The sequence below is a fragment of the Blautia sp. MSK.18.38 genome (assembly GCF_024460535.1).
Lineage (GTDB): Bacteria > Bacillota > Clostridia > Lachnospirales > Lachnospiraceae > Blautia_A > Blautia_A fusiformis.
The window spans coordinates 24937-44055 of record NZ_JANFYP010000028.1 but is presented as its reverse complement, the minus strand read 5'-3'; the positions used below and the strand labels follow the sequence as shown (position 1 = coordinate 44055).

General features: G+C 38.7%; 30 protein-coding genes and 1 pseudogene. 26 read left to right on the top strand and 5 right to left on the bottom strand.

The annotated features are described in order from the left end of the window. The 5 genes from NE638_RS15045 to NE638_RS15025 form a co-directional block, all read left to right on the top strand. Positions 1–389, top strand: a 389-nt coding sequence (locus NE638_RS15045) for a tyrosine-type recombinase/integrase (RefSeq protein WP_173746545.1), incomplete at its 5' end; no start/stop codon positions are given. Between the two features lie 242 nt (positions 390–631). Next, positions 632–1069 carry a radical SAM mobile pair system MarR family transcriptional regulator gene (locus NE638_RS15040; protein ID WP_005608550.1) on the top strand — a complete coding sequence of 146 codons (438 nt, stop codon included), beginning with the start codon at positions 632–634 and terminating at the stop codon, positions 1067–1069. After that, positions 1066–1755 (top strand): radical SAM mobile pair protein A, encoded by a 690-nt coding sequence (locus NE638_RS15035; protein ID WP_021650119.1) that lies wholly within the window; start codon positions 1066–1068, stop codon positions 1753–1755. The genes NE638_RS15040 and NE638_RS15035 overlap by 4 nt, the downstream gene beginning before the upstream one ends. After that, the gene (locus NE638_RS15030) at positions 1743–2651 is read left to right on the top strand and encodes a radical SAM mobile pair protein B (RefSeq protein WP_059086551.1); all 909 of its coding nucleotides are present in this window, start codon (positions 1743–1745) and stop codon (positions 2649–2651) included. Before NE638_RS15035 ends, NE638_RS15030 begins: the two co-directional genes overlap by 13 nt. A gap of 63 nt (positions 2652–2714) precedes the next feature. Beyond that, positions 2715–2924 carry a DUF6219 family protein gene (locus NE638_RS15025; protein WP_008392833.1) on the top strand — a complete coding sequence of 70 codons (210 nt, stop codon included), beginning with the start codon at positions 2715–2717 and terminating at the stop codon, positions 2922–2924. Positions 2925–3186: 262 nt separating this feature from the next. Here the strand turns inward: NE638_RS15025 and NE638_RS15020 are convergent. From NE638_RS15020 to NE638_RS15010, 3 genes and pseudogenes are all read right to left on the bottom strand, one after another. Further along, positions 3187–3435 (bottom strand): annotated as a pseudogene (locus NE638_RS15020) (ATPase); the annotation flags it as partial. 36 nt (positions 3436–3471) lie between these two features. Next, positions 3472–5232, bottom strand: a complete 1761-nt coding sequence (locus NE638_RS15015; protein ID WP_256137230.1) for a diguanylate cyclase domain-containing protein — start codon at positions 5230–5232, stop codon at positions 3472–3474. 162 nt (positions 5233–5394) lie between these two features. Beyond that, positions 5395–5613 (bottom strand): hypothetical protein, encoded by a 219-nt coding sequence (locus NE638_RS15010; protein ID WP_243269229.1) that lies wholly within the window; start codon positions 5611–5613, stop codon positions 5395–5397. 289 nt (positions 5614–5902) lie between these two features. Between NE638_RS15010 and NE638_RS15005 the strand changes: the two genes are divergently transcribed. The 12 genes from NE638_RS15005 to NE638_RS14950 all read left to right on the top strand — a co-directional run bounded on the left by NE638_RS15005 (position 5903) and on the right by NE638_RS14950 (position 13294). Further along, positions 5903–6262 (top strand): type II toxin-antitoxin system RelE/ParE family toxin, encoded by a 360-nt coding sequence (locus NE638_RS15005; protein ID WP_173746543.1) that lies wholly within the window; start codon positions 5903–5905, stop codon positions 6260–6262. Continuing rightward, positions 6255–7334, top strand: a complete 1080-nt coding sequence (locus NE638_RS15000; protein WP_147602740.1) for a HigA family addiction module antitoxin — start codon at positions 6255–6257, stop codon at positions 7332–7334. The genes NE638_RS15005 and NE638_RS15000 overlap by 8 nt, the downstream gene beginning before the upstream one ends. An 88-nt stretch (positions 7335–7422) precedes the next feature. Then, positions 7423–7704 carry a hypothetical protein gene (locus NE638_RS14995; protein WP_147602739.1) on the top strand — a complete coding sequence of 94 codons (282 nt, stop codon included), beginning with the start codon at positions 7423–7425 and terminating at the stop codon, positions 7702–7704. A gap of 20 nt (positions 7705–7724) precedes the next feature. Beyond that, the gene (locus NE638_RS14990; RefSeq protein ID WP_227588488.1) at positions 7725–8117 is read left to right on the top strand and encodes a hypothetical protein; all 393 of its coding nucleotides are present in this window, start codon (positions 7725–7727) and stop codon (positions 8115–8117) included. A gap of 25 nt (positions 8118–8142) precedes the next feature. Beyond that, the gene (locus tag NE638_RS14985; protein WP_118609018.1) at positions 8143–8748 is read left to right on the top strand and encodes a DUF1349 domain-containing protein; all 606 of its coding nucleotides are present in this window, start codon (positions 8143–8145) and stop codon (positions 8746–8748) included. A gap of 94 nt (positions 8749–8842) precedes the next feature. Continuing rightward, a complete protein-coding gene (locus NE638_RS14980; RefSeq protein WP_118609017.1) occupies positions 8843–9655 on the top strand; it encodes an alpha/beta fold hydrolase in 813 nt (270 codons plus the stop codon). Positions 9656–9727: 72 nt separating this feature from the next. Beyond that, the gene (locus NE638_RS14975; protein WP_173746542.1) at positions 9728–10483 is read left to right on the top strand and encodes an EFR1 family ferrodoxin; all 756 of its coding nucleotides are present in this window, start codon (positions 9728–9730) and stop codon (positions 10481–10483) included. Positions 10484–10781: 298 nt separating this feature from the next. Next, the gene (locus tag NE638_RS14970; RefSeq protein WP_021650109.1) at positions 10782–11252 is read left to right on the top strand and encodes an LURP-one-related/scramblase family protein; all 471 of its coding nucleotides are present in this window, start codon (positions 10782–10784) and stop codon (positions 11250–11252) included. Positions 11253–11297: 45 nt separating this feature from the next. Beyond that, positions 11298–11516, top strand: coding sequence for a hypothetical protein (locus tag NE638_RS14965; RefSeq protein WP_015526477.1), 219 nt, complete (start codon positions 11298–11300; stop codon positions 11514–11516). A gap of 26 nt (positions 11517–11542) precedes the next feature. Then, positions 11543–11905, top strand: coding sequence for a YccF domain-containing protein (locus NE638_RS14960; protein ID WP_015526476.1), 363 nt, complete (start codon positions 11543–11545; stop codon positions 11903–11905). 434 nt (positions 11906–12339) lie between these two features. Then, positions 12340–12609 carry an AAA family ATPase gene (locus tag NE638_RS14955; RefSeq protein WP_173746541.1) on the top strand — a complete coding sequence of 90 codons (270 nt, stop codon included), beginning with the start codon at positions 12340–12342 and terminating at the stop codon, positions 12607–12609. Between the two features lie 67 nt (positions 12610–12676). Next, positions 12677–13294 (top strand): sugar O-acetyltransferase, encoded by a 618-nt coding sequence (locus tag NE638_RS14950; protein ID WP_173746540.1) that lies wholly within the window; start codon positions 12677–12679, stop codon positions 13292–13294. Positions 13295–13423: 129 nt separating this feature from the next. Here the strand turns inward: NE638_RS14950 and NE638_RS14945 are convergent, their stop codons facing one another. Further along, positions 13424–14260, bottom strand: a complete 837-nt coding sequence (locus NE638_RS14945) for an AIM24 family protein (protein WP_173746539.1) — start codon at positions 14258–14260, stop codon at positions 13424–13426. Positions 14261–14486: 226 nt separating this feature from the next. On the opposite strand from NE638_RS14945, the gene NE638_RS14940 reads away from it, so the two are divergent. The 3 genes from NE638_RS14940 to NE638_RS14930 are packed head-to-tail and all read left to right on the top strand — an operon-like array spanning position 14487 to position 15308. Beyond that, positions 14487–14615, top strand: a complete 129-nt coding sequence (locus NE638_RS14940; protein WP_015526470.1) for a hypothetical protein — start codon at positions 14487–14489, stop codon at positions 14613–14615. Positions 14616–14654: 39 nt separating this feature from the next. After that, the gene (locus NE638_RS14935) at positions 14655–14870 is read left to right on the top strand and encodes a hypothetical protein (RefSeq protein WP_044964168.1); all 216 of its coding nucleotides are present in this window, start codon (positions 14655–14657) and stop codon (positions 14868–14870) included. 21 nt (positions 14871–14891) lie between these two features. Further along, complete coding sequence (locus tag NE638_RS14930) at positions 14892–15308, top strand: hypothetical protein (RefSeq protein WP_092071042.1); 417 nt, start codon at positions 14892–14894, stop codon at positions 15306–15308. A gap of 52 nt (positions 15309–15360) precedes the next feature. Here NE638_RS14930 and NE638_RS14925 read toward each other — a convergent pair whose 3' ends face one another. Further along, positions 15361–15870: a helix-turn-helix domain-containing protein gene (locus NE638_RS14925; RefSeq protein ID WP_173746538.1), complete on the bottom strand. Its 510-nt coding sequence runs from the start codon at positions 15868–15870 to the stop codon at positions 15361–15363. 729 nt (positions 15871–16599) lie between these two features. On the opposite strand from NE638_RS14925, the gene NE638_RS14920 reads away from it, so the two are divergent. The 6 genes from NE638_RS14920 (at position 16600) to NE638_RS14895 (ending at position 19086) form a co-directional block, all read left to right on the top strand. Then, complete coding sequence (locus tag NE638_RS14920) at positions 16600–16989, top strand: hypothetical protein (RefSeq protein WP_173746536.1); 390 nt, start codon at positions 16600–16602, stop codon at positions 16987–16989. A 224-nt stretch (positions 16990–17213) separates the two neighbouring features. After that, positions 17214–17624, top strand: a complete 411-nt coding sequence (locus tag NE638_RS14915) for a peptide deformylase (RefSeq protein ID WP_173746535.1) — start codon at positions 17214–17216, stop codon at positions 17622–17624. Between the two features lie 56 nt (positions 17625–17680). Next, the gene (locus tag NE638_RS14910) at positions 17681–18049 is read left to right on the top strand and encodes a VOC family protein (RefSeq protein ID WP_021650100.1); all 369 of its coding nucleotides are present in this window, start codon (positions 17681–17683) and stop codon (positions 18047–18049) included. 10 nt (positions 18050–18059) lie between these two features. After that, positions 18060–18515, top strand: a complete 456-nt coding sequence (locus tag NE638_RS14905; RefSeq protein ID WP_173746534.1) for a YaiI/YqxD family protein — start codon at positions 18060–18062, stop codon at positions 18513–18515. Between the two features lies 1 nt (position 18516). Then, positions 18517–18858, top strand: a complete 342-nt coding sequence (locus tag NE638_RS14900) for an arsenate reductase family protein (protein ID WP_021650098.1) — start codon at positions 18517–18519, stop codon at positions 18856–18858. A gap of 18 nt (positions 18859–18876) precedes the next feature. Then, positions 18877–19086 carry a DHHA1 domain-containing protein gene (locus tag NE638_RS14895; protein ID WP_021650097.1) on the top strand — a complete coding sequence of 70 codons (210 nt, stop codon included), beginning with the start codon at positions 18877–18879 and terminating at the stop codon, positions 19084–19086. The last annotated feature ends 33 nt before the right edge of the window (positions 19087–19119 follow it).

Genomic DNA, 19119 nt, shown 5'->3' with positions numbered 1-19119 from the left:
ACACGAACTACTACAAAGAGGTCAAAGAGAAAAACAGAGTGTACTACGAATATTACTGCTTAGACAGAACAGAGGAAGTCCCGGCAGATTATAAAGAAATTTCTTTCGTCTGCTTAAGACCGGATGGTTGTCTGGAACTTCCGACTACTTTGGGGACGGTATGCAGAAAGGTGGCAAAAACATTAGAGGGATTTGAAGGCTTTCATTTCCACCAGTTACGTCACACCTATACAAGCAACCTTTTGGCAAATGGAGCTGCTCCAAAAGATGTGCAGGAATTATTAGGACACTCAGATGTAAGTACCACAATGAATGTCTATGCTCACTCCACAAGAGATGCGAAACGAAAATCGGTTCGGCTTCTTGATAAAGTGGTAGGCAATGATTAAAAAAAATTCCCTTATTTCCCTTGTGATTATCTCATAAGGGCAAAAATAAGGGAAACTACATATCATTTCACTAATGGACAGGCAGGAAAGCCTATAAAATGGGGAAAGTTAGAGGAATAATTATATAAATTCAAGTTTGGAGAATTGAAAAAATGGAATTTACCTATTAAGACATATAAACTCTTGACAATAAAGCTCCTATATAGTATGTTTTTAATAAACTACTATATAGGAGCTTTTGCATGGAAATGAATGGAGGATTTCTTGTCACAAAAATAAAACAGCTTGGAGACCGGATTTTTGAGAAGATTCTCAGTGAAAAGAATATTGATGCGTTTAATGGAGCCCAGGGACGTATTCTTTATGTGTTGTGGCAGGAGGATGGTATCTCAATCAGGTCACTCTCGACTAAATGCGGATTAGCGATAACATCTCTTACTACGATGCTGGAAAGAATGGAAAATCAAGGGCTGATAAGCCGTGTTCAGTCTGAAACGGACAAAAGGAAAACACTCCTGTTTCTGACTGAGAAAGCACATGCCTTAAAGGGCGAGTACGATTCTGTATCTGATGAGATGGGCAGTATTTACTACAAAGGTTTTTCAGAGGAAGAAATTACCCGGTTTGAGAAATGTCTCGACCGCATCAGAAAGAATCTTGAGGAGTGGCAGAAGTCATGAGTATTTGTATCAAAGATCAGATTCAGAACATGAATATCGTCATTGGCTGCACAGTGGGGTGTACATATTGCTATGCCCGCAACAACGTGAAACGCTGGCATATGATTGATGACTTCGCTGACCCTGAATTCTTTCCGGGTAAGCTCAAGATGATGGAAAAGAAACGTCCGCAGAACTTTCTTCTTACCGGGATGAGCGATCTCTCCGGATGGAAGCCGGAATGGAGAGACGAGGTATTTGCAAAGATCCGTGAAAATCCACAGCATCAGTTCCTGTTCCTTACCAAGCGACCTGATTTGCTGGATTTTGATACCGATTTGGAAAACGCATGGTTTGGCGTTACGGTGACGAGGAAAGCAGAACTGTGGCGTATCGACGCCCTTCGGAAAAACGTCAGAGCAAAACATTACCATGTTACCTTTGAGCCGTTATTCGACGATCCCGGCACAGTTGACCTTTCCGGAATCAATTGGATCGTTGTGGGCACCATGACCGGAGCTCAGAGCAGGAAGATTCATACGGAGCCGGAATGGGCATGGTCTCTGGCGGACCAGGCACATAAGCTCGGCATTCCGGTGTTTATGAAGGAAGACCTTGTCCCTATCATAGGGGATGAAAATATGATTCAGGAAATGCCGGAAGAATTTAATAAAGTGTTAGAGGTACAGAAATCATGGAAGAAGTAATAAATGGAATCCTCATTCGTGAGGTGGAAACAAAGAACATCATGACTAAGTCTAGTCTGCCGGTAGGCGGTTACTCGGTCAATCCCTATGTGGGCTGTACACATGCCTGCAAGTATTGCTATGCTTCTTTTATGAAGCGCTTTACCGGGCACAAGGAGGAATGGGGCACTTTCCTTGATGTGAAGCATTGGACGGAAATTAAAAATCCGAAGAAATATGCCGGACAGCGGGTGGTCATCGGTTCTGTGACAGATGGCTACAATCCACAGGAGGAGCAATTCGGGAATACCAGAAAACTTCTGGAGCAGCTGATCGGCAGTGACGCAGATATTCTGATCTGCACAAAGTCGGATCTTGTGGTACGAGATATTGATTTACTGAAGAAGCTTGGACGTGTAACCGTTTCATGGTCGATCAACACACTAGATGAAAATTTCAAGAACGATATGGACTCTGCTTCGAGCATTGAGCACCGTATCGCTGCTATGAAGCAGGTATATGAGGCAGGTATCCGTACAGTCTGTTTCGTATCCCCGGTATTTCCCGGTATCACGGATTTTGAAGCAATCTTTGAGCGGGTAAAGGATCAGTGCGATCTGTTCTGGCTCGAAAATCTCAATCTTCGAGGCGGTTTCAAAAAGACAATTATGAATTATATCGCCGGAAAATATCCTGATCTTGTACCACTTTACGACGAGATCTATAACAAGCATAACCGCAGCTACTTTGAAGCACTTGAAGTAAAAGCTGAGAAAATGGCTAAGAAGTATGATTGTGCCTTTGTGGATAATGAAATGCCTTATGGCAGAGTCCCGCAGGGACATCCGGTGATCGTAGATTATTTCTATCATGAGGAAATCCGTGGGACAGAGAATACCGGAAAAAGAAATCGCTAACTTCCAGTTTGTATATATCTTTTAAAAGGTATATGATTAAGAAAAACGGCAGGAGGTATCTGAATGAAATCACATAAATATTGGTCTATCGGTGCACTGATTACAATGCTTGGAACTTTTTATACAGGTTATAAGGGATCAAAAGAAGGCCATAAGTACTTTGCAGCAAGTTCTTTGCTTTGCATGATTATGGCTATTTATACAGGACACAAGATGATTTCTGGTAAAAGTAGGAAGAAAAAAGAAGTTTCAGTAGAGAGTGTTGAAGATTAAAAAACAAAATATTTTAATAAATAACGCCGGTGCGGGATTTTTGATATCCAGTACTGGCGTTATTTATTCTACAGGGGCTTGGGGGGTGTAGCCACTAAATAGTCAGTTTGCATTCCTTGTCAAAAGACATCGGATCACAGTTCAGTACATCCATATAAAACTCTTTTCATAGGATGCTTCGTCTGAATTCATCTGCAATCTCCGTCATAATAAAAATATCTCCATCATTTCAAAAGAGAATGCTGGAGATATTTCGCCTTGCTTATTCTTGTAGTAACCAATCGGCTATATCGTGAATTACGATTCCTTCATAGTTATATGGGGGATGTTTGGTTCTAGCAATAATCATTTTCGGATAAGCATCTCGAATCTGAAGCCGAGGAAAGCATTCTCTTTCAAATGTTTCCTGCCCGGAAATGTTGTCGCTGATCTGAATATAAAACTTCTCGTTGCTTCTCTGAGCAACAAAGTCGATTTCCTTTTGATAGAGCTTGCCGACATAAACATTATATGAAAATAGATCATACGCTCTGTTTTTTGCAATATTTTATCTTGCGAATTTATCATTGTAACGAATATGTATATCTTCCCAATCCATGAACAATACATAAAATACTTTCCCGTATTGCGGGCTCTCTACAATTCTTCCATGATCAAGAACAGAAAAATAAGTTCCGTCAGCTTTTCGAAGATGAAAGTGAATATAGTCATTTTCATTGCCGTTGTCAATCTGTTCCCAGATACTTGATTCTATCTGTTGCTGTTCATCTTCACGAATCAAGTTGCGAAAACTTTTCTCAGTAAGTCTGAACAGTTCATCTATATCTTTATATCCGGACATATGAAGAAATTCATCATTTGCAAAAATTAGTTCATCATCTTCTTTGTCAGCTCTGTATATGATGAATGCACCTGGAAGATGTTCAGAGATATCCTTGAATGCGAATCCAAGTTGTTTGCGGGCACCTGACCGAAGTCCTTTTCTGTAGACCATACATCCATTTTTTCCATGAAGCTTTATTTCATAAAGAGCGGCATCTGCGCAGCGCATGAGTTGTGAACGATTGGATGCAAATGTTGGATATTCTGCATATCCTAGAGAAACATAAAATGCATGTTCCTTACCATGGTATGAGAATGATTTAGGAAGTTTGGTGAATTTCTGCAGCTGTATATCTGCTTCTGCAAAGGTACAATTTGGTAAAAGAATGCAGAATTCGTCACCACCATTTTTTCCAAGTAATGCATCGGATGGGAAAAAAGTCTTCATGCTGTCTGCAAGATTCTTTAGTGCCCTGTCTCCGTAATTATGTCCATAGATATCATTAATAAACTTGAAATCATCGATATCAAGGAGCGCAGCCACAAAATGTGTTTTTGGATTTTTTTGAATCATTTTTTCTGCAAATTCATCAAATCCATAGCGGTTATAAATATTTGTAAGAGAATCTGTGCGTGCCAGTATCTGAAACTTTTTCTTATGTTCTTTTGCTACTAACCATACTCTGGTAAGAACTGACAGGAGAAGGCTTATTGTAAGAAAAATTCCGATGATGATTATCAGTAATGTGGCATTTCTCCATCCACTTTTAGGAGTTACTTCAAATTTCCAGTTTTCGTCTCCTATTGTAAATGTATAAGAAACAGGACGATTTATTTGCCCATCTGATTGATAAACCACTTTATAAGTATCACTCCATGGAGCGTCTGTTTTTGAAATTTTGTATTCGTATCCAAAATTCGAAAGTGCACTGATTGAATCTGAAAAAATATCCGGAACACGCAGGATAACAATAGTAAATCCCCAGAAATACTCATGTCCGTTTTTATCTTTCAGGTATATGGGATTGCGGACTGCAATTCCATATCCTCCCTGTTTTAATTTGAAGGGGCCCTGCGTAATGATTGTATGGTTGTCTCTTGCGTAACAGGAAATTTTTCCGCGGTCTTTATCATGGATCAAATCAATCTTACCTGCCTCATTTTCATTAGCCGGATAAATATCTGTAACAACACCATTAGGAGCGAGCTGTACACTTTCAATAGAATCAGACATAAGATTTCCTGCAATTGTTTCAAACTGACGGATTTCGCCATCTTCACTTATTAAGATTTGCTTCAAGGTATCTGTGATCTCAATTCCATTTGTAATTTCATTCTTTATTTGTTCGCCATAGGTGGCTACGTTTAATTGTGCTGTTATGTGTCTCTGCTCTTTTTCGTGGGTGTCTGTTTTGTATACAATCAAACTAATAAGGCATATGCCCAGTAAAAAAGTGATAAGAGGCACAAGTGTTTTCTTTTTCACTTGGTTCACCTCATTTTGTTCATGGGAATTATTATAATAAAGCATTATATCATAGAAGTTGAAAAACAGAATAAGTTTTATGAAAAAACGAACTGTGCAAAATCTTTATACATCTATGACAAAAGAATGTATATCGATAGGGATTTGTGAAATCTATATATTTTAAGAAGGAGCCTTGGAATCATCATAAATATCCTGTATTTTTGCTTTTACAGCTTTACGACGTTTTTCTGTATCAGAAGGTACGTTGTGGAGCCATGCAAGATATCCTGAGCGAGAGACACCTAAAAATTTCAACATTCCGGAGACGGAAACCCGGCGTCCAGCCTTTTTGGCAGCTTCCGTCTTCTCAGACACTTCAAGATAAATGGCTTCCGTCATTTTTCCAGAATGTTGATTGCTTTTTTTATCTTGGGCATCACGTAATTCACGTCTGAGACGGGCAATTTCCTTCTGCTCATCAGATGCATAATTACCAGAACCACGAACAGGAATATCACCTGATTCCCGGAAGTCTTTCAGCCATTTTGTTAATGTGCTGTATCCGATGCCAAGATTTTCTGCACATCCACGTACTCCGAGATCTTTGGAGTGTGTGGATTATTGACTAGAGCCTCTCCTGATGGTATATTTAGATTACCCGACGGGTAATTTAAAAAGGAGGGCAAACGTGCAGCTACTATACAATAACAGTAAAGTTCAGAAACAATGTACCGATTTAAAAACTGCAAAAAAATTGTTTGGCGGGAATGCTGCATTAGCAACCAGCCTATTTGCCCGAATAAATGCTATGCTGCAGGCGAGTGTAATTAAGGATATAGTAATGATGCCGACGTTTCATTTTCATAAGTTGAGTGGCAATATGGATGGATTTTTTGCTATAGATGTAAAAACGAGAAGAGATCCATGGCGTATTATTATTCAGCCATTAGATGAGAATGAAGAACCTTATGATCCTTGTAATATTGATGAAATTGCTGGTGTGGTTAGAATTGTTGAAGTAAAGGAGGTAAGTAACCATTATGAGTAATTATATTGAATATAATGATAAGATTGCTTTTCATCCTGGATACTATATCAAAGAAATCATTGAAGAAAGTGGACTTTCTCAGAAAGATTTTGCAAAACGATTGGATACCACGCCAAAGAATTTAAGCATTCTGGTACGTGGGGAGCAAAGCTTATCAATCGATATAGCCATGAAATTATCTCGAATGTTAGGGACTAGTGTTGACTACTGGCTGAATCTTCAGAAGAGCTATGACGCTTTGATTGCTGAGTTTGAATCATCCAAGGAATTAGAGCAGGAAAGAAGAATTTTCAAGTACTTTCAGTACACATATTTCAGAGAGAATTTTGGATTGCCTGATCTTCCGAGAAAAACAAATGAGCAGATTAAGTGCCTACGTGAATTTTTAAATGTTGCATCATTATCTGTTTTTACAAAGCAAAATATGGCAGTTAGTTTCCGAAGTGCATCTGAGGATATGAAAGAGGCTAATACTGCCAGAGCAAATGCAATGGTTCAGATCGCAATTAATCAGGCACTGAAGATAGAAGCACCTAAGTTTGACAAAAAGAAGTTTGAAAAAGCTGTTGATTATGCATTGACATTAACAACACAGCATGGTGATTTTTATCCACTGATTAGGAAGGCCTTTGAAGATGCGGGAGTAATATTCGTAATACTTCCAAATCTTCCGGGTTCAGGAATAAATGGTGCAACCAAGAAGATTGGGCAGAATGTAATGCTGATGGTGAATGACAGACGTTTCTATTCAGATACATTTTGGTTTACTCTGTTCCATGAGATTGGCCATATTATTAATGGTGATTATGGAATTACGTTTGAAAATGAGCACGCTGGACAGGAGGATGCAGCAGATAAATATGCGGAAGACAAATTGATCCCTCCGGGAGAATATGAGGCTTTCGTTAGAATGAATGAGTTTAGCGAAAATGCTATCCGCAGATTTGCTGAAAGAATTGACAGAGATCCGGGTATTGTCCTTGGCCGCTTGCAAAATGATCAGATTGTTCCATTTACAAATGTTGCACTGTCAAAAGCATTAAAACACAAATACAAAGTAATAACATCATAAAGAAGTATATAACTTGAGGTCGTCTACCGTTATCCACGATAGATGGCCTTATTTTTTATCCATTTGGGGAGAAAGGAGGTGAAAGCGATTGGAGGAATTTAAGGCGAAAAGACATGCGGTCAAAAGGATGACCCGAAAGGGACTTGTGGAAACAGATTCCAGAGAAGGGATAGTGAAGGAAACTGCGGAAGCAAAGTCCGGTGGAAGGCGCATCAATGAGGCTGACTTTGTGTGCACCATCATTTGGTACTGCACGCAGTACATGAATTATATTATCCTGGGAATCGCTGAATTCATGTTGGTAGGTGTATTGGCTGCAGGAGCATTTGTCCTGGCATTGGAGTCAGAAGTGAGAAACTGGCAGTGCTGATGAGAGGATACCTGCAATCTATGAAGGCAAATCTGAGAGAAATTATTCACTATATTGACGAGTCAACACTTGAAAAAGCGAAGAACGAAAAAGTTCAAAAGCAAGAGTCTCCCTCAAAGACGTCAAAAGACGTAGAGGAGTCTGTTGATAAGATGATCTCCAATCGTATGAGCAAAGCATATTCTGAATGGAAATCAAATCAAGATACACAGCCATTTAATGAAAATATAGAGAAGGAATACCAGAAGCTTTTGGAAACACTGTCTCCGGAACAAGAGGAAGTGCTTACGAAGTATTGTGATGAAATATTTGCCAGCGGAGCAGAGACAGAAGAGTTTTTCTATCGCCTGGGTATAAAGGATGGACTGAGATTAAAAAGTACGGTAAAATCTGTATTAGAAATGATGTCGTGAAATCGGAAGTTGGAGGGATAATGAGATGAATATAAAAGATTTTAAGTGGACGAGAGAACCTGATGATTACACGCTGACAGATGACAAAATTGAGATTATTACACAGCCTGGAACTGATTTGTGGCAAAGAACTTACTATCATTTCCGCAATGATAATGCTCCGGTTCTGCAGATAGAAACAGAGGAAAAATTTTTTTCATTTATAGTGAAAACTGATTTTAAGGAAAGCCATCATCGCTTTGATCAGTGCGGTGTGGTTATGTATCTTGACAGTGAGAATTGGTTGAAAGGTTCTATAGAATATGAGAATGACTATTTTCAGCACCTGGGAAGTGTTGTGACAAACAATGGATATTCAGATTGGGCAACTACGGAAATTGATGCAGAGATTAAATCTATGTGGTATCGTCTCAGTAGACGTGAAGATGATTATTGCATTGAATGTTCTGAGGATGGAATACGGTTTAAGCAAATGAGGATTTGTCATATGTGGGCTGGTGCAGGAAAAATCAAATTTGGAATTTATGCATGCAGTCCGGAAGATTCATCGTTTAAAGCGGTATTTACAGATATGAAATTGATGGAGTGTCAATGGAAAGCCCACGATGGTCAAATGCCGGATGAGATGTAGCAGACCGTATTTGATATAAAAAAACAATATGAAAATAGTTAAAGTTTTTCAGTTTGTGTAACTGAGAAAAATGAAAATTGCGGAGGTGGATTTGTTGAAGGAAAGTACATATCAAACTCCTTGCGGAACAATTCACTATTGGTCAAATAATCTGAGTTTGGATACAACGACGCTTGTATTTTTACCAGGGCTGACTGCTGACCATAGATTATTTGATAAACAGGTTGAGTACTTCGATGGAAAATATAATATTATTGTATGGGATGCACCGGCTCATGCCTCTTCCTGGCCGTTCCGCTTTGACTTTGATCTGTTTGATAAGGCAAAATGGCTGAATGTGATTCTTGAAAAAGAAGAAATCATAAAACCAATTATAATAGGTCAATCAATGGGAGGATATGTGGGACAGGCTTATGCACAATTGTATCCTGACCGGCTGGCAGGTTTTATTTCCATTGATTCAGCACCGCTCCAGAGAAACTATGTGACAGCAGTGGAGATCTGGCTTCTGAAAAGAATGGAACCAGTATATGCACATTACCCATGGAAGTTGCTTTTGAAATCCGGAACTGAGGGAGTTGCAACTTCTGATTATGGCAGAAATCTGATGAAGGAAATGATGCTGGTCTATGATGGTGATCAGCATCGTTATGCCCAAATTGCCGGGCATGGATTTCGTATTCTGGCAGAGGCAATGGAAAAGAATCTGCCATATGAAATCAAATGTCCTTCCCTGTTGATATGTGGTACAAAGGATCATGCCGGTTCATGCATAAGGTATAACAGAGAATGGCATCGAAAAACGAAAATTCCTTTAAAGTGGATTGAAGGGGCCGGTCATAATTCTAATACAGATAAACCGGAGATGATAAATAGTTTGATAGAAGAATTCCTTTCAAATATATAAAGACGATTGAAAACAATTGGTCAACCGTTATAAAAGGGCAATAAACAAATCGGAATCAGTAGGAGGATCATTATGAGATTTTATAACATATTTTTCAGCCCGACAGGGGGTACAGAGAAAGTAGCAGATATTGTTGCGAAAGGGACGAAGCTGGATGCTGAAGAAATCGACCTAATTAAAGAATCAGATAAACTCATGAAGGTGAAATTTGAAAAAAAGGACCTATGTTTGGTTGCTGTACCGTCTTACGGTGGACGCATTCCAGCAGTTGTAACGGATATGTTCTGCAAAGTAAAGGCAGATGGTACGAAAGCAATTCTTGTGGCAGTATTTGGAAACCGTATGATTGATGATACGCTATTGGAACTACAGGATGTTCTGGAGGCATCAGGATTTGTATGTATCGCAGGAATGGAGGCAGTCGCAGAGCATTCCCTGATGCACCAATTTGGAACCGGACGCCCGGATCGGCAGGATGAAAAGGAATTGCTGGAATTTGCCGCAAAGATTATGCAAAACAGCGAAGCACAAAGGATACCTGCATTTCCGGGAAACAGACCATATCGAGAATATGGTGGTGTTCCATTCAAACCTGTTGCAAATGGAAAATGCACTTCCTGCGGTCTGTGCGCAAAAGAATGCCCGGCAGGTGCCATTCCGTTGGACAATCCGAAGATGACCGATAAGGATAAGTGTATTTCTTGTATGCACTGTGTAGCAGTCTGTCCGAAGAAAGCAAGAAATTACAGTAAGCTTGTCAGTTTTATCGCTGGACTGAAAATGAAAAAGGTTTGTTCCAGTAGGAAGGAAAACAAATTGTATTTATAATAGGGCGAGCAATACAATGAGAAACATGTAAATTGATACGTGAACAATCGGCTCAGTATGATATTTAATTAAATATTGCAATGAAAAGATCATTTACCGTAAACAAGCAGTAGATGGTCTTTTTTATATCTTTTTGTGAACAAGTAGAGATTTATAGCTGGTAATATGTGTTTTATCATAATCCGTGAAATAAGATGAGTTAATTCTTCGATTTACATATTTTTTAAGGTGTTCCGGCATGGTATTATGATACTTATAAAGAACCAATTATATCTGTTGGAGAGAGCGGTGAAAAGTTATGAAGTTATTGTTTAAACAAAGGCTGTTTTCATGGTTTGACAGCTATGATATCTATGATGAAGCAGGCAACACTGTTTATGTAGTAAAAGGCCAGTTGTCCTGGGGACATAAACTTGTAATTTATGATGCCTATGGAAATGAAGTAGGAATGGTTGTTCAGAAAGTACTTACTTTTCTTCCTAAATTTGAAATTTATAAAAACGGCAGTTATATCGGATGCCTGAGCAAAGAATTCTCATTCCTGACGCCACATTATAATATTGATTACAATGGATGGCATATTGATGGAACCATTATGGAATGGGACTATAGCATTCTTAATCAAAGCGGTTATTCAATTGCACGGGTTAGTAAAGAACTGTTTCATATGACTGATACATATGTTATTGATGTGCAGGATCCAGGAAATGCATTGGATGCGTTGATGTTCGTACTTGCGATTGATGCAGAAAAATGTTCCAGAAATTAAATAGTTGATCTTGTTGTCGAAGATATTCGGAGATGGGGAGGTAGCATGGGATTATTCAAAAAGAAAATCGTGAAAAAAACATATGACCGAGAACATATGAAACCAGTTATTCGTGCAAGCATTTGTACCGGAGAAGAAGTAGCAGGATTCAAAGACATACGGACTGGAAAAATCGAAGAAATCATGCTGATCAGATCTCCAGAGGACTTAGAAAAATTCAAAGAGATATATGAGATAACAGAGGAAATTGCAAAAGAATATTAGACATTGGATGAGGAGGAGATGTTGTCATGAGAACTATAGGTAATATCCTTTGGTTTATATTTGGAGGATTACTGGGCGGTTTGGCCTGGGTTTTTGCAGGTTGCATATGGTGTATTACAATTATTGGAATTCCGGTAGGTCTGCAATGCTTTAAATTTGCAACCCTGGCATTCTGGCCGTTTGGAAAAGAAATCGTGTATGGAAATGGCATGTTTTCATTTCTGGTAAATCTTATATGGATTATATTTTTTGGATGGGAAATGGCACTTGGAAACCTGATAGTGGGTTGTATTTGGTGCATTACGATAGTTGGAATTCCATTTGGAAAGCAGTTCTTCAAGATGGCAAGACTCTCTTTCATGCCATTTGGTGCAAGTGTGATAGGGTAGAATGTGTAAGGTCTTATTGATGAAAAATGAAATAATATTATTCACGGATGGTAATATTAATATTGGAGTTCAAATAAAACCTGAACAGGAAACAGTCTGGTTGACACAGAAGTATTGTTTGATGTTAAGCATATGCAGCAGCCGGTCACTGATAAGGAATTTAAAAATTTCACAGACTGTGCGGTTAAGAAAAGTAACGAAAATGCCCTGATTTTCACAACTGAAGATATGGAGAAGCCTTTCATAAGCTTTGATGAAGGAATGTAGAATTTCTTTGAACCGGAGCTTCAGAAGAGATTGTATGAAATGGAAAAAGTCATTTAATATATATTGATCAATGATATAATATTCTAAAATGTTGATGATAAAAGAAATATAGTAATTAAAAATGTTACAAAGTTGTTCTTGATAAAAATATTATTTGGTAACAGGAGATGTTTTATGTTAAAAAGAAAAGTGACGCATTACATAAAAAATGGGTAGATTCAAAAAACAAAAAATGTCTTGTAATTCAGGGAGCCAGACAAACAGGAAAAACATATATAGTTGAAAGATTTGCAGAAGAGAACTATGAAGAAATTGTTGAAATTAATTTTAAACAGATACCTTCTGCGATGGATATTTTTTCCGGTGATCTAAAAGTAGATAATATAGTTATGGCTATGTCCGTATTTGATGACGGAAAGTGCAAAAGCATTAGATAAAATATTGCAGACCATGAGAGAGTGGGGAAACTGATATTTATAACTTTGAATTTGGAGGTTATCGGAAATGACTGAAAGAGAAAAAATGCTAAGTGGAGGGTTGTACGATCCAACGGATAAAGAATTGGAGCAATTACGCGTGAATGCACGTAAATTAGCAAGAAAATACAATTCGACAGATGAAGATGATCAAGAAGAACAAGCACAGATATTGAGGAAATTATTGCCAGCAACAGAGGAACTCCCCTATTTACAGGCGCCTGTTTATTTTGATTACGGATGTAATACGTTCTTTGGAAGATTCAGCTCTGCTAATTTTAACTTTACATGTTTAGATGTATGTGAAATACATATAGGCGATAATGTGATGATTGGTCCAAATGTTACATTGGCAACTCCTATGCATCCATTATTACCTGAAGAACGCAATATTAGGAAAAGAGAAGATGGAAGTTTTTATAATCTTGAATATGCGAAGCCAATAACTATAAAGGATAATTGCTGGCTGGCATCCAATGTGGTTGTTTGCGGTGGTGTCACCATAGGAGAAGGGTGTGTAATTGGTGCAGGGAGTGTTGTAACAAAAGATATTCCGCCGTATAGTTTGGCAGTTGGAAATCCATGCCGGGTCATTCGAAAAATAACTGAGAAAGATCATATGCCAGATGGAATTGAAAAGAATTAAAAATTTGCATTGATGATAAGCAGTTCATCTGAATAAAGAAAATAAAATGATCACAATTAATAACGCCGATGCAGGATTTTTATAATCCTATATCGGCGTTTGTTGGTTACAAGAGAATGTATTTTACACTTATTTTCCAAATGTATTGCTGGATTTAGCAGCAGCTTTAGCTGCCATGGTGTTAGTGGACTCAAATAAGGAAGTTGTCGGTGCGACCGGACACATCAGTACCCGTCCTGTTCCACGATAAACATTTACCAGACCCTCTCCGCTAACTGCAGATCCGACAAGTGTTTTTGTAGATCTTTCTACGGTAAATTCAAGATTTGATGACCAGCATACAGCAAGGTTTCCATCAATTTTCAGTTCATCATTTTCCAATATGACTTCAATCAATTCATCTTCGGGAACATTAGACTCCAGTGCAGCTACACCATTTCCTTGCAAACTCAGATTAAACAGACCTTCGCTACCTAATACTGCTGATGAAAGGTTCTTTCTGGCTACAACTTTACTTTTTACATTTGCATCACAAGCCAGGAACATGCCATCTTCAATTGTCATTCCGGCTGGTCCCCATTTGCCAATGTCTGCAAGGATAATATATTTGTATGTCGGTTCTAATACCAGACAGCCTTCACCAATATATTCCGGTTTAACTGCGGTTTCTTTTGTAACCGCACCCTTGAATGCCTTTCCGAGGAAATCTCCGATACCTTTTACACCAGATGTGGCTAGTACATTACCACCCATCCATTGCATGGCACCAGCCTGGATAACAGCTGAATGGTCTTTATCAATATCAATAACAACCTGTCTTCTTCTGACATTCATTTTACTCATGAAATACTCATTCATTGCATTCATAGGTGAAACGCTGGCATCCTGCACATGTTCAAGCACATGGAAGTTTTCGATACTTTTCGCATATTTTCTGTTTTCATTTTGCAAGTTTTCAATTCGCATAGCATAACCTCCCTTTTAATAATAATTTATGATGTTGCTCGGATATGCTTATTATAAAAGAGGCAGCATAGATAGGAAACACTTCGTGCAGAGAAATATAAAGACAGAATTCTCAAAATTCGAGAAATATAAAGATGCAATTCCTCATGGTGGATGTGTATTATGAAAAATAAATTTGTTATAGTGACAATATCAACAAAAAACAGAATATAAATGGGGTGATCAGATGGAAGCGGCACAGAGAATTCGATTAATCCGGATAATAGAAAAGATGGAGAAAAATCCGGCATTCAGTAATAAGCTTGGCATAAAGAACACATCTGAATATTTAGCAGAAAAAGAACAGAAAAAATGAAAGACACATATTAGAATGAGTTTCAGAAGGAGTAAAAAAATGTTATCGTTATTATTTGCAATTTGTATGATTTGGTTTGTTGGAAAATTTTTTATATTTGGATTAAAAGCATCCTGGGGAATTATGAAATTACTTTGCACAGTTATTTTCTTCCCGGTGATATTGATTGGTATGGTTGTAGGTGGACTGATGTACATTGCTTTTCCATTATTGATTATTGGTGGCATTATAGCATTGGTGACGTCACATTCATAATCGATCAGGAGGAGAAAACGAATGGGATATGATATTGAAAAAGAAAAAAGAGAAGCAATTGAAGCTGGACGTAGAGCTTTGAACAGTCTTCAGGCAGCAAAAGAAAATTTAAACAGTGCAAAGAACTGGGGACTGGTAGATATGTTTGGCGGTGGTTTTTTCACTACGATGCTAAAACATTCTAGAATTGATCAGGCCAAACGGAATATGGAACAGGCAAAGTATGATCTTCGTAATTTCAGTAGAGAATTAAATGATGTAAATATGGTATGTAACTTGAATATCGATACTGGAGATTTTCTTTCTTTTGCGGATTATTTTTTTGATGGATTTGTTGTGGACTGGGTGGTCCAGGATCGAATCAATAATGCACAAAGACAGGTAGAAGAAGCAATTCGAAGAACAGAAAGTATAGTCAATCAATTACAGCGTATGTAAAGTAAAAGGCAATGAGTCAGAAATGGTTCCTTGCCTTTTGTGGCGTTATGGATTATTTTAATTTTTCTTTTTCGGCATTTAAGAGCTCAAGATTAAGTCCCTGTTCTCCGGCTGTCTTATCTGCCCAAAGATTCAAAGAGTCTATAGCTAAAGAAATCTCATCAAGTTTTTTACTGATATAAGCAAAATCTTTCATTTCATCATCGTTACCGTCACGGGCAATCTGGATCAGACGACCGGTAAGAGGATTGATTTCATTTAGACTGGCAATTGTCTCCAAAATGATATTTGACAGATCGGTCACTTCAACTTCTGGAACATAACGATGACCGATTTCACATTTGTGAGAACAATAATAATTGCAAAGATCTGGTCTTTTATAGGCATCTGCCATCTGGAGGATATCATAAGGTGTAGGTTCTTGTGTTTCATATTCAAATTTTTCAATTTTTGAATCAGAGACAGCATCCATTTTTTCACTGGCCTCTGCACTTGTAAGTCCTGCCGCTTCTCGGCAAAGCTGGTAAATTGTTTTGTTTTCCCTGGTGGATTGTTTACCCATGAGAATTTCCTCCCCGTATATCGCCAAACATGAGGATTATCAATATTTAAGTCCTCATGCAAGACGTGTATTTCTCGTATGGAGTTTATTATACTTGAATTATCAGTTAACAACAAGCTCAATAATGAATATGAAGTCAAAAATCAATAGTATTTGTAAGGCGTCAGTGGAGTTATTTCCGCTGGCGTTTTTATTTTTTAAATCTTTTTTCATTTCTCCCTAAACTTTCCCAAACTTTTTTGTATTTAGAAGTTGAGAAGGCTACAGATCAAAAATTTGAATCAAAAAGCTGGATTAGCACTTTGAAAATTAAATGAGCTTGCCAGTTCGCCGGAGTCCTGCCAGATAGGATTCCGGATAAGTCCAAGGACAATCGGTCCGAGGATGAACAGAAACAGAGGTTTGCATTAAAACATTGCTGCGGCAATGGCTTTCTTGGAAAAGCAGCGAATTGATAATGATACTCCCGAATGATGTCGGCCAGGAGGAGTGAGGATCCTGGAGACCATACACGATATGGTTGAGGCTGCCTGCGATGGCGCTAACGGACTGGGTGTTCCCTGAGATGGGATACACGTGTGAACAAGACAAACGAGCACTGTATGAAAAAGATTGCCCCGGTGTATTCCGGGGTAACTGACAATAGAAGTCGTGTGGCAGAGGGAAACTTCTGCCATACCCTTGTGTTGCCAGTGAAAAGAAGTGGCAAACAGAAAGGAGATTAAACAGATGAAACCATATCTAAAAGCAGAAGAAATAACTAGAGAGATTAAAGAAAAGTTACCGGTGATTGATGAGGAGACCTTCAGAGAACATTATTGTTCAGAGTGTCTGTATTATGCAGGAAGGATTGATAAGAAGCCGCGTTGTATGCAGCGCCAGTGTTCCTGGGATCAGGAAGAGGAACATTTCGCGCCGGTATTAAGAAGGATGATTCCGATTCTTGATGAGGAATGCATGCAGGCAGAGGAGAGGTATATTGATGCCAAACGCAGAAGAGACGCCGTTCAAGAGATGTTCGCAGAGGAGATTCGCATGGAACGCAGAAAAAAGATCCATGTTACAAATGTGCGTATAATTGTCATGCTCTATGCATCGGATTTTGCTATCAGCAGATGACAGCTCATCCTGTTGATCCGAATGAGTTTGATTTTTAATAGAGAATGATTACCGGATTGGCTTCAGAGGTGTTGGAACAAATGAAGGAAAAGTAAAAAAGGAATGGGAAGAAATTTTGTTTGGTAGGAAAGATTCACTATAGGAATTGTATTTATGTTATACTTGAGTCGATGAGAAAGTTTTCCAATTAAGATAAATAAAAAATGGAATATAGGAGAAAATAAATGGTAAAACAAATTGTAAGAGATGTTTTCTTCTTAGGCCAGTCATCTGAACCGGCCACGAAAGCAGATATCCAGGTGGGAAAAGACCTGCAGGATACACTGCAGGCGAACCGGGAGCGGTGTGTTGGTATGGCTGCAAACATGATTGGTGTAAAGAAGAATATCATCATTGTAAATATGGGATTCATAGATGTTGTGATGTTCAATCCGGTGATTGCTTCAAAACGTGACATGTATGAGACAGAAGAAGGCTGTCTGTCCCTGGACGGTGTCCGCAAGACGACCAGATACCAGGAAATTGAAGTGGAGTATTATGACTTTAACTGGAAAAAACAGAGGCAGAAGCTGTCCGGATGGACGGCACAGATCTGTCAGCATGAAATTGATCATTTGTCTGGAAAGATTATTTAACCGCATGCGGATTGCGAATATTCGCTTGACTCAAAGCGGATTGTGAGGTGACGGATATGCTGAAAAACGTACTGATCGTGGTGGATGATATAGAAAAATCCATAGAGTTTTATAGGGACTTATTTGGACTGCAAGTGATTCTTAAGAATGAAGGCAATGTGATCTTATCGGAGGGACTTGTTTTGCAGGATGCCGACGTATGGGGGAAAACATTGAATGAAACTTCTACGCCATTCAATAACATGATGGAACTGTATTTCGAGGATTTTGATATAGATGGATTGCTTGTAAAATATGAATCCGGTAAGTATTTCGTCCGATATGCCACTGAACTAACAGAACTTGCAGGTGGGCAGAAGCTTGTAAGGCTGTATGATCCGAGTGGTAATCTCATCGAGGTTCGTACGCCATTTATGTGTAATTAAAGGAGAAGATATGCAGATTTTTGTTGATGCAGATGCCTGTCCGGTAATTGGTATTGTTGAAAAAGTTGCAAAAGAGCACAGTATTCCGGTAACGTTGTTGTGTGATACCAATCATGTGTTATCTTCTGATTACAGTGAAGTGATCGTAGTTGGAGCCGGAGCAGATGCCGTGGATTATAAACTGATCAGCATTTGTCATAGGGGCGATATTGTTGTATCACAGGATTATGGAGTTGCGGCAATGGCACTTGGAAAAAATGCGTATGCGATTCATCAATCTGGGAAATGGTATACCAATGAAAATATTGACCAGATGCTTATGGAGCGGCATCTGAATAAGAAAGCACGAAGGGCATCCGGAAAGAAGCACTTAAGAGGCCCACGAAAACGAACATCGGAGGATGATGAGCATTTTAGAGAATCCTTTGAGAAAATGATACATATGGCAATGGATAAGGAGAATTGATTTGAACGTACAGATTTTTGGAACAAAGAAGTGCAATGATACAAAGAAAGCAGAACGTTTCTTTAAGGAACGTGGGATCAAGTTTCAGTTTATTGATATGAAAGAAAAAGGCATGAGTAAGGGTGAATTCAATTCGGTTGCCCAGGCAAATGGTGGACTGGAAAATATGATCAACTGGGAGGGCAAGGATAAGGATCTGCTTGCGCTCATTAAGTACATTGCAGAGGAAGATAAACTTAAGAAGGTGTTGGAAAACCCGCAGGTGATTAAGACACCCGTAGTTCGTAATGGAAAACAATCCACTCTTGGATATCAGCCGGATATCTGGAAAGCGTGGAAGTAAGAAACAGGATGTTTTACCATGTATGAGGAAGAAGAAAATCGCTGGCGTTGTTCCTTCCGGTCTGATGGAAAATGGATCAATGTAAATGAACTCCTGCAGACATTTGGCGGAGGTGGAGATGCTGCAGCAGCTGGTGTGCGCAAACGGACGAATGATGTTGAAAAATTCAGGCAGGAAATCCTTGAGCGGATTGTTATGATGAGAAAGTTTTTCGGGCAGGATAAATAAGAATTAGAAACAGAACACAGGAGAATCGGGAGA

Excerpts from the sequence above, each read along its gene's own strand:
- NE638_RS14990 (WP_227588488.1), top strand. The coding sequence starts at position 7,725 with ATGAAGGCAAATCTGAGAGAAATTATTCACTATATTGACGAGTCAACA.
- NE638_RS14965 (WP_015526477.1), top strand. The coding sequence starts at position 11,298 with ATGGGATTATTCAAAAAGAAAATCGTGAAAAAAACATATGACCGAGAA.
- NE638_RS14945 (WP_173746539.1), bottom strand. The coding sequence starts at position 14,260 with ATGCGAATTGAAAACTTGCAAAATGAAAACAGAAAATATGCGAAAAGT.
- NE638_RS15025 (WP_008392833.1), top strand. The coding sequence starts at position 2,715 with ATGAAATCACATAAATATTGGTCTATCGGTGCACTGATTACAATGCTT.
- NE638_RS14985 (WP_118609018.1), top strand. The coding sequence starts at position 8,143 with ATGAATATAAAAGATTTTAAGTGGACGAGAGAACCTGATGATTACACG.
- NE638_RS15035 (WP_021650119.1), top strand. The coding sequence starts at position 1,066 with ATGAGTATTTGTATCAAAGATCAGATTCAGAACATGAATATCGTCATT.
- NE638_RS14975 (WP_173746542.1), top strand. The coding sequence starts at position 9,728 with ATGAGATTTTATAACATATTTTTCAGCCCGACAGGGGGTACAGAGAAA.
- NE638_RS14935 (WP_044964168.1), top strand. The coding sequence starts at position 14,655 with ATGTTATCGTTATTATTTGCAATTTGTATGATTTGGTTTGTTGGAAAA.
- NE638_RS14960 (WP_015526476.1), top strand. The coding sequence starts at position 11,543 with ATGAGAACTATAGGTAATATCCTTTGGTTTATATTTGGAGGATTACTG.
- NE638_RS14930 (WP_092071042.1), top strand. The coding sequence starts at position 14,892 with ATGGGATATGATATTGAAAAAGAAAAAAGAGAAGCAATTGAAGCTGGA.
- NE638_RS14970 (WP_021650109.1), top strand. The coding sequence starts at position 10,782 with ATGAAGTTATTGTTTAAACAAAGGCTGTTTTCATGGTTTGACAGCTAT.
- NE638_RS14905 (WP_173746534.1), top strand. The coding sequence starts at position 18,060 with ATGCAGATTTTTGTTGATGCAGATGCCTGTCCGGTAATTGGTATTGTT.
- NE638_RS14895 (WP_021650097.1), top strand. The coding sequence starts at position 18,877 with ATGTATGAGGAAGAAGAAAATCGCTGGCGTTGTTCCTTCCGGTCTGAT.
- NE638_RS15040 (WP_005608550.1), top strand. The coding sequence starts at position 632 with ATGGAAATGAATGGAGGATTTCTTGTCACAAAAATAAAACAGCTTGGA.
- NE638_RS14925 (WP_173746538.1), bottom strand. The coding sequence starts at position 15,870 with ATGGGTAAACAATCCACCAGGGAAAACAAAACAATTTACCAGCTTTGC.
- NE638_RS15010 (WP_243269229.1), bottom strand. The coding sequence starts at position 5,613 with ATGACGGAAGCCATTTATCTTGAAGTGTCTGAGAAGACGGAAGCTGCC.
- NE638_RS14955 (WP_173746541.1), top strand. The coding sequence starts at position 12,340 with ATGTTTTATGTTAAAAAGAAAAGTGACGCATTACATAAAAAATGGGTA.
- NE638_RS14910 (WP_021650100.1), top strand. The coding sequence starts at position 17,681 with ATGCTGAAAAACGTACTGATCGTGGTGGATGATATAGAAAAATCCATA.
- NE638_RS14920 (WP_173746536.1), top strand. The coding sequence starts at position 16,600 with ATGAAACCATATCTAAAAGCAGAAGAAATAACTAGAGAGATTAAAGAA.
- NE638_RS14940 (WP_015526470.1), top strand. The coding sequence starts at position 14,487 with ATGGAAGCGGCACAGAGAATTCGATTAATCCGGATAATAGAAAAGATG.
- NE638_RS14950 (WP_173746540.1), top strand. The coding sequence starts at position 12,677 with ATGACTGAAAGAGAAAAAATGCTAAGTGGAGGGTTGTACGATCCAACG.
- NE638_RS15030 (WP_059086551.1), top strand. The coding sequence starts at position 1,743 with ATGGAAGAAGTAATAAATGGAATCCTCATTCGTGAGGTGGAAACAAAG.
- NE638_RS14915 (WP_173746535.1), top strand. The coding sequence starts at position 17,214 with ATGGTAAAACAAATTGTAAGAGATGTTTTCTTCTTAGGCCAGTCATCT.
- NE638_RS15000 (WP_147602740.1), top strand. The coding sequence starts at position 6,255 with ATGAGTAATTATATTGAATATAATGATAAGATTGCTTTTCATCCTGGA.